Below are 7,250 nucleotides of genomic sequence, written 5' to 3'. Positions count from 1 at the left end.
TATATAAAGCTCCGCGGTGGCTTTGATTGGATTCGCCGCATTCTATTAAACAAGAAGGTTACAAATGAAAAAGACACTTTTAGCGCTTGCGCTTGTTGGTGCCTCAACATCTGCATTTGCAGATGCTTGGTTGTATGGTGGTGTTTCTGCAGGTCGTGCAGACTACAATGGTAACAGCGACACACCAATGGGTTTCCATGTAGGTACTGGTATCCTACCTATCATTGGTGTTGAAGGTGGTTACTGGAAGCACGGTAACTACGATATGAGTGCAAGTAATGGTAGCTCAGGCTATGCAGAGCTTGGTTCATGGTATGCGGCACTGAAGCCAAGTATCGATATTGGTCCAATCCAGCTATACGCAAAAGGTGGTTTCCATTACTACAATGCAGACTATAAAGGCAATCTAAACGGCAGCGACAGCGGTACTGATTTTATGTACGGTGTAGGTGCTGAGTACTTTGTAACAGACATGCTTTCTGTGGGCGCAAGCTGGCAGCGTTTCAACGGCATTAAGACGTCGTTCTCAAACGATAAAGATCTAGACAGCTTCACCATCAACGCAACGCTTCATATTTTCTAAGCGTTACCTTTCGTGGTTAAGATGTACAAAGGCGACAGAGATGTCGCCTTTGTTGTTTGTGGTATTACAAATAACGGCTTCTTAAATGGGATTGGAAGTGCGCTGCATTCAATGTTTCACCTGTTGCTTGCTTCACGAGTTCTTCTGTTGACAGTGAGCTGCCTTTTGACCAAATATTGTCACTTAACCAAGTGAAAATCGGGTTAAGGTTACCGCTCTTAATCGCTTCATCGACATTAACGGTTTGCTTCATAGCGGCCATAAACTGTGCCGCATACATCGCACCAAGAGTATACGAAGGGAAGTAGCCAAATGCGCCATCTGTCCAGTGAATATCTTGCATGCAGCCATCTTTGTAGTTGCCTTTTGTCGACAAACCCAGGTACTGCTGCATTTTTTGATCCCACAGCTCGGGGATATCTTTATATGAAATCTTGCCGTTCATAAGATCACGTTCAATTTCATAGCGGAGGATCACGTGAGCAGGGTAGGTGAGCTCATCAGCGTCTACGCGGATGTAACCCGGCTGAACTCGGGTGTAGATTTTTTGCAGGTTATTTGGTTCAAACACCTTAGTGTCATTGGAAGCAAAGTGCTTTTGTGCCAAAGGTGATAGGTGCTGAATGAAGCCGTCACTTCGACCTAACTGCATTTCAAAAAACAACGATTGCGATTCATGGATGCCCATTGAGCGCGCTTCACCAACTGGTAAGCCAGCGTAGGCTGTTGGTAGACCTTGTTCATAGCGAGCGTGGCCAGTTTCGTGGACAATACCCATTAAAGACTGAACGAAATCAGATTCATCGTATCTGGTCGTTATACGAACGTCTTGCGGGACCCCGCCGCAGAATGGGTGTGAGCTAATATCAAGGCGGCCGTGCTCAAAATCAAAGTTCAGCAGCTTCATGACTTCTAAACCAAGCGCGTTTTGCTGAGCGGTCGAGTAACTTTCTTGTGTGGTATAAACCGATTCAGACTTTTGCTTTTCAATGACTTGTTGAGTTAGATCTGGCAACCATGAGATGAGATCGCCAAACAAAGCATCGAGCTGAGCTGTGTTCACTCCAGGTTCATAGATGTCGAGCATAGCATCATAGGGTGTTAGCCCGGCTTGTTCTGCGCGAATTTGAGCTTCTTGCTGTGATAGGTTTACAACTTCTTCAAAGTTAGAGCAAAAGCCGTCCCAGTCATTTTCACCGCGCTGAGTGCGCCAGGCATGCTCACACTTAGAGCCAGCGAGTGACTTAGCTTTGACAAGATCTTCTGGGACCACTGTCGTTAAACGCCACTGTCGTTTCATTTCAGAAAGACTGGCAATTTGCATTGCATCGAGTGATTCAGACTCTGCTTTGTCAAGCCATTCACCGAGCTGTGGTGCAGTAGAAAGTTGGTGGATGTGTAAAGATAGCTGCGCCATCGCTTCTGAGCGAGCTTGATTGCCACCAGAGGGCATCATAGCTGCGGCGTCCCAGCCACAAATAGACGAAAGGTGGCCAAAATTAGCAATCGTTTTATAGTGTTCAACCAGTTTATTGTAGTATTCCATGTCTGTGACCTATCGTATGAACGAGGGCTATACGTTAACATTAACAATGAGTTGCGAAAAGGTTAATGCTATATAACGCTCAAAAGACATTCGCTTTTTGCGGCGAGTTAAAGCAGAATCGGGGTATTGTCCTAGAACACAGTTATCAACTATGCATATTCAAAACTTTGAAGCGTTTATTGTCGCCATCACTATCCTCACATTAACCCCTGGACTGGACACTGCGTTGGTTATTCGAAATACAACACGTGGTGGATTCCGGGATGGTGCTGTCACGAGTTTAGGGATTTGCCTAGGACTGTTTGTTCATGCAACGTTTTCTGCACTCGGTATTTCGGTTGTTTTGACGCAATCTGCAGAGCTGTTTTCTCTAGTTAAAGGGATTGGTGCGGCCTATCTAATTTGGCTAGGACTTTCTAGTTTGCGTTCACTTAAACACGCCTCTTCTATGGCTGTTGAACACTCGGTAGTGAACAAAGTTTCGGGAAAGCGCTCGCTTCGTGAAGGTTTCCTGTCTAATGTTCTCAACCCTAAAACCGCAGTGTTTTATCTTGCCTTTCTCCCACAATTTATTAACCCAGAATACTCTCCATTCGCACAATCGATGCTAATGGCGACGATCCATTTTGTTATTGCTATGCTTTGGCAGTGCGGTTTGTCTGGGATGTTAAATTCGGCTAAATCTCTGTTAAAGAGTGCGAAATTTACACGTTGGATGGAGGCGACTACGGGCGCCGTTTTGATTGGACTGGGCGTGAAGCTGTTGATGGAGGAGCCTGCGGTCTAATCAGGCTCCAATCTTAACTTGAACGAGTTTCTATTGCTTTTTGCAGTGAGCGCTGGGTGGCATTCAACTTGTGAACGGTGACTGACGATGCTTTTAAAATGTATTGGTCAAAGCACTGATAATACTCCGCTCCGTCATTGAGCTGTTTACAAAAATCACGTGCTTGCTGGTTATGGTCGTGGAGAGCTGCTTCTGAAGCGAACTCGTTATGAGTGGCGCAGCAGCCAAAGTTAAAAGTAAACTAGCAGCTAGAGCGAATGTAACTGGGGTTCTAATCATCGTGATCCGGTAGTCGTTCAGCATTTAACGCATAGTAGCGGTTCAATGAGAATTTAGTTGCCTTTTTGCGCCACAAGTTCCATTAGAGTTTCAATTTTTTTAGCCATTGATACAAATAGTCGGCAAGCTCGTTGGGTGAGTCGGCTGGTAAATCGTGAGCATCACTATAAAACGAACGATGGTGGACATTCCAACTATCGGCGACAGCTTGTCCGGCTCGGCTACGTACCAACTTATCATGCTTACTGGTAATAACCTGAGTAGGACAGGGTGGAGGCTGACTCGGACCGACAAACTTAGCTGCCGCTATTAACTGACGCAGCGCATTGCTAAACCGAACCGGGTGCTTGCTGTTTAGGGCAAGGTGGTAGGCCAAAATACTCGGGTTAGTGACATGATCAGGAAAGGTGATATCTAGAATCGCTTTTTCAAAGCACTCTCGACCGCGAAGCCTAGCCATCAGGAGTTTTGGAATCGCTTGCAGATTAAAGCGGTCATGGATTGGACTGTATCGGGCAAAGCTTGGATTGATGAGCGTTAAACTGGCAACTTTATTGCTATCTAGATGCGCCCAATGAGACGCCAACATAGACCCCATGGATATGGCGACCACGTGATAACGTTCGATTTGTTGGGGAATTTGTTCGAGCAAGGGATCAAGCATCTGCTCTATACTCATCGGGCTGGTCTGGTGATACAAACAGCCATTTCCCGGCACATTGGGCGTTATGATGAGTAGCTCGTCATCAAGCGTTTTAATGCATCTACCATTAAATGCCAGTGACCCGCTTCACGTAATAAACCTCTCACTAAGACGATGGGTACCATAATTTTTTTGCCTTATTCGTCAGCATCAGCCGGTCATTGTCACTTACCTGTGTTAACAACTCATTATACAAAACTTGCATTAAATAGCTTAGAAGTGTGCTGTGTCTTCTTTGTACGCGTTTAATTCGGTGTGGCTTAGTGGGATGAAATAATTGGCTAAAGCTCAGCAATTGCATTGGGTTCTTTTTAACCCAGAGCCAAGACCCCAGTTCTAATGTGAGTGGGACGAACGGAGAGGTCGCTTGTTGATAGTGGCGCAGGTACATCCAGTCCCAAAAATCACCATGTGTCGTGTATTGGTGCCATTGAGGTTCAAACTGATACAGTTCGTAATGCGGGAAGCTTTTGCGAAACTGTGAGTAAATTAAGTAGAACTGATGCAGTGTTTCTGGCGGACGGTTGTGGTGGGCAAATGGAAACCACAATCGATCTCGAGTACCAAAGCCACTATGTAAATCGAGCACGATAGTTGATGACGCGGATTGTGTGGTCTTTAGAATGCTGTTTGAAAGGGCGACTAGCTCTTGTTCCATTTTGGAACTGTTCCCTCGATACCAAGGTAGTTTTGGGCTAATGCTTTGACCTGCATACAGTTGGTAGCGAGGGTTACTGGCGTTGATAGGCGCATTGCGCATTAAGTCCACCCCACGATGATTGGAGCGCGTTTTTAGGGCGACGCCCCAGGGGTTCACTACGGGCACGGTAAGGATACGGATTTTATTAAGTGTCTCATTCAATTGGCTGTCCCATTGGCGACGTTTTAGCAGGCTCCTAATAAACGCCAAGATGATTTGGCTACCGATGCGCTCTACGCCATGAATCGATCCTGTAAGGATCAAACAGGGTGCAGTGGGATGACTAGAGCCAAAAGAGAGCTGCTGTACTGGCATCTCAAAACCTTGATGCTCTATATGTGTTAGAGTTGAGAGTGATAGTTCAGAGTAGCGCTCGGCATACTCTTGGATATGACCTAGCTCTCTTGGCGTTGCAGCAAACATGACTTGTTAAATACCACGCATTTCAGGACGTTAGTATGAGTTTAGCGCGGCGAAACTGAGAGTGTCGTGAAGGATTTATGACGAGTGAAAAAACACCGAGCGAAAGCTCGGTGTTTGGGGATGTTTGATTAGAGAGCCTATAAGGCGTTTACATTGGCTTTTTGCCAACACCAAAATTCTCTTTCGGCTTGAGCGTGATCTTACCAAAACCAAGTTTTTTAAAGTGATTATCGCGATAGTTACGAACCGCTTTGGTATCAGAAATGGCTTCGATTTGCTGTTCCATTTTCAGGAACTCTGTCAGGTCGATCCCTTCTGCTTCTGCTACCGCCTCATGGATATTACGGTGCTGTTGATAAGAAAACGTGAGTGTTTTCTCTTCGTTTTTGTATTCGTAGATGATGGTACGAGCCATGGTATTACCTATTGTATTTGATGCCTGACAAATCTGAGCGCTAGATTCTGCCTTGAAGCGGGATGATTGTCACGCTTTCACCGGGTTTTACTGTATCGATATGCGGAGCTATTTCAATCAGACAGTTTGCTTCACTCATTGAACGAAGAATACCAGAGCCTTGTTTGCCCGTTGTTTTAACACTTAATTGCCCAGTAATGTTATCGATTTCGTAGACCCCACGGCTGAACTCTGTGCGCCCCTGACGAGAACGCAGCGATTCTGTCGCGACTGCTGATACCTTGAGTGGTTCAAACTCCGATACTCCCTGCATTTTCTTAATGGCAGGCTCCACAAAGTTAATAAACGACACCATGACGGCAACAGGATTGCCTGGAAGACCAAAAAATGGCACATCACTGATATCACCAAATGCAAGCGGGCGACCTGGTCGCATATTAATACGCCAGAAATCGACACTGCCACGTTTCTCTAGAACATTTTTGATGAAGTCGGCATCACCCACCGAGACGCCGCCGGAGGTAATAATGAGATCCGCACTCTTGCTTGCCTCAACAATAGCATTCTCCATAACGGCTTCGTTATCTTCTAGAATACCCAGGTCAACGATCTCACAACCAAGCTTTTGAAGCATGGCCATAATGGTATATCGGTTTGAGTCGTAAATGGAGTTAGCATTAAGCGGTGTACCTGGCGCTTGTACTTCATCACCGGTCGAGAATACGGCAACGCGCAGTGCACGTTTTACGCTGACGGTATTCATACCTAAAGAGGCAATCATACCCATCTCTGGTGCTTGCAGTAATGTCCCTGAGGTGAACACAGCTTGACCTATCGCCAAATCTTCTCCAGCCTGACGGACATTTTGTCCCTGTTTAATCGAGGCATTAGCGAAACCAACACGCTCACCATCTACGATCGCTTGTTCACGCATGACCACGGTATCTGCGCCGTCAGGCATCGGTGCACCTGTCATTATTTGGGCGGCTTGGCCTTTTGTCAGAGTTTTGTCGTAACCGTGCCCAGCCATAATACTTGCGACTACGTCAAATTGGTCATGACCAATGTCTTCTCCACGAATAGCGTAACCATCCATTGCCGAATTGGTGTAAGCCGGAACATTGATTGGCGAGCTGATATCTTCGGCCAGTGCGCGTCCGTAGGCGCGTTCCAGTGCGATAGTCTCTGTCGCATTAATAGGAGAAATCGCTTCTAATATCTTTTGCTGTCCTTGCACGACTGATAAAAATGCAGGAGAGAGTGTGTCGCAACAGGCCGCGGCCGGTGAACTTGCATTGCGAGATTTTGCATAATCTAAGATGAACTGTTTGATGGCATCGAGATCATTGATGCTCATGGTTGGGATTGCAACATCAAGCTCACTATCAGACGCTATTGCGATGATGTTGTCATCACTTGGATGTAGCCAAGGTTTTCCGACTACATGGCGGTTGAGCTCAATCTTTGGAAAAGCGATATTTTTACAGCCTTCGACCAAAATAAGATCGAGTGCTTGATGGTCAAATCGCGATAGTAAGTGTTCAAAATCCGCTTCAGAGTCCGGTGTTTCAGTCATAAGTGCGTGACGGTAGCGAGATGAAATCAGCATCTGGCTCGCCCCCGCTTTTCTTAAGCGGTAACTGTCTTTACCCGGCTTATCGACATCAAAATTGTGGTGAGCGTGTTTTAATACACCGATGCGCAGGCCAGTTTCTGTTAGCTTTGGCAACAAGGCTTCAAGTAACGTGGTTTTACCGGTACCACTGTAGGCTGCAAAACCGAGAAGGGGAACATTGTTGATAGACTTAATGGTC

The 7,250-nt window shown here is 46.1% G+C and carries 7 protein-coding genes; 2 read left to right on the top strand and 5 right to left on the bottom strand.

The window, feature by feature from the left end; all coding sequences use genetic code 11:
* The first annotated feature begins 64 nt into the window (after positions 1–64).
* Positions 65–583: a porin family protein gene (locus TZ48_RS17430; protein ID WP_112480091.1), complete on the top strand. Its 519-nt coding sequence runs from the start codon at positions 65–67 to the stop codon at positions 581–583.
* A 64-nt stretch (positions 584–647) separates the two neighbouring features.
* On the opposite strand, the gene TZ48_RS17425 is transcribed toward TZ48_RS17430, so the two are convergent.
* Positions 648–2,129: a carboxypeptidase M32 gene (locus TZ48_RS17425; RefSeq protein ID WP_112480090.1), complete on the bottom strand. Its 1,482-nt coding sequence runs from the start codon at positions 2,127–2,129 to the stop codon at positions 648–650.
* Positions 2,130–2,280: 151 nt separating this feature from the next.
* Between TZ48_RS17425 and TZ48_RS17420 the strand changes: the two genes are divergently transcribed.
* Complete coding sequence (locus TZ48_RS17420) at positions 2,281–2,916, top strand: LysE family translocator (RefSeq protein WP_112480089.1); 636 nt, start codon at positions 2,281–2,283, stop codon at positions 2,914–2,916.
* Between the two features lie 361 nt (positions 2,917–3,277).
* On the opposite strand, the gene TZ48_RS17415 is transcribed toward TZ48_RS17420, so the two are convergent.
* The 4 genes from TZ48_RS17415 to TZ48_RS17400 form a co-directional block, all read right to left on the bottom strand.
* On the bottom strand, positions 3,278–3,895 hold the full coding sequence (locus tag TZ48_RS17415) for an alpha/beta fold hydrolase (RefSeq protein WP_239670941.1): 618 nt from the start codon (positions 3,893–3,895) through the stop codon (positions 3,278–3,280).
* A gap of 109 nt (positions 3,896–4,004) precedes the next feature.
* Positions 4,005–5,021: a DUF2817 domain-containing protein gene (locus TZ48_RS17410; protein ID WP_112480088.1), complete on the bottom strand. Its 1,017-nt coding sequence runs from the start codon at positions 5,019–5,021 to the stop codon at positions 4,005–4,007.
* A gap of 148 nt (positions 5,022–5,169) precedes the next feature.
* The gene (locus tag TZ48_RS17405) at positions 5,170–5,436 is read right to left on the bottom strand and encodes a DUF2960 domain-containing protein (RefSeq protein ID WP_042501483.1); all 267 of its coding nucleotides are present in this window, start codon (positions 5,434–5,436) and stop codon (positions 5,170–5,172) included.
* 40 nt (positions 5,437–5,476) lie between these two features.
* Entirely contained in the window at positions 5,477–7,246 is a 1,770-nt protein-coding gene (locus TZ48_RS17400; RefSeq protein ID WP_239670943.1) for a bifunctional molybdopterin-guanine dinucleotide biosynthesis adaptor protein MobB/molybdopterin molybdotransferase MoeA, read from the bottom strand.
* Positions 7,247–7,250: the final 4 nt, after the last annotated feature.

It is taken from the genome of Vibrio variabilis, from assembly GCF_003263785.1.
GTDB lineage: Bacteria > Pseudomonadota > Gammaproteobacteria > Enterobacterales > Vibrionaceae > Vibrio > Vibrio variabilis.
Note: the sequence above shows the minus strand (reverse complement) of the source record. Positions and strands in the feature narration are given on the sequence as shown.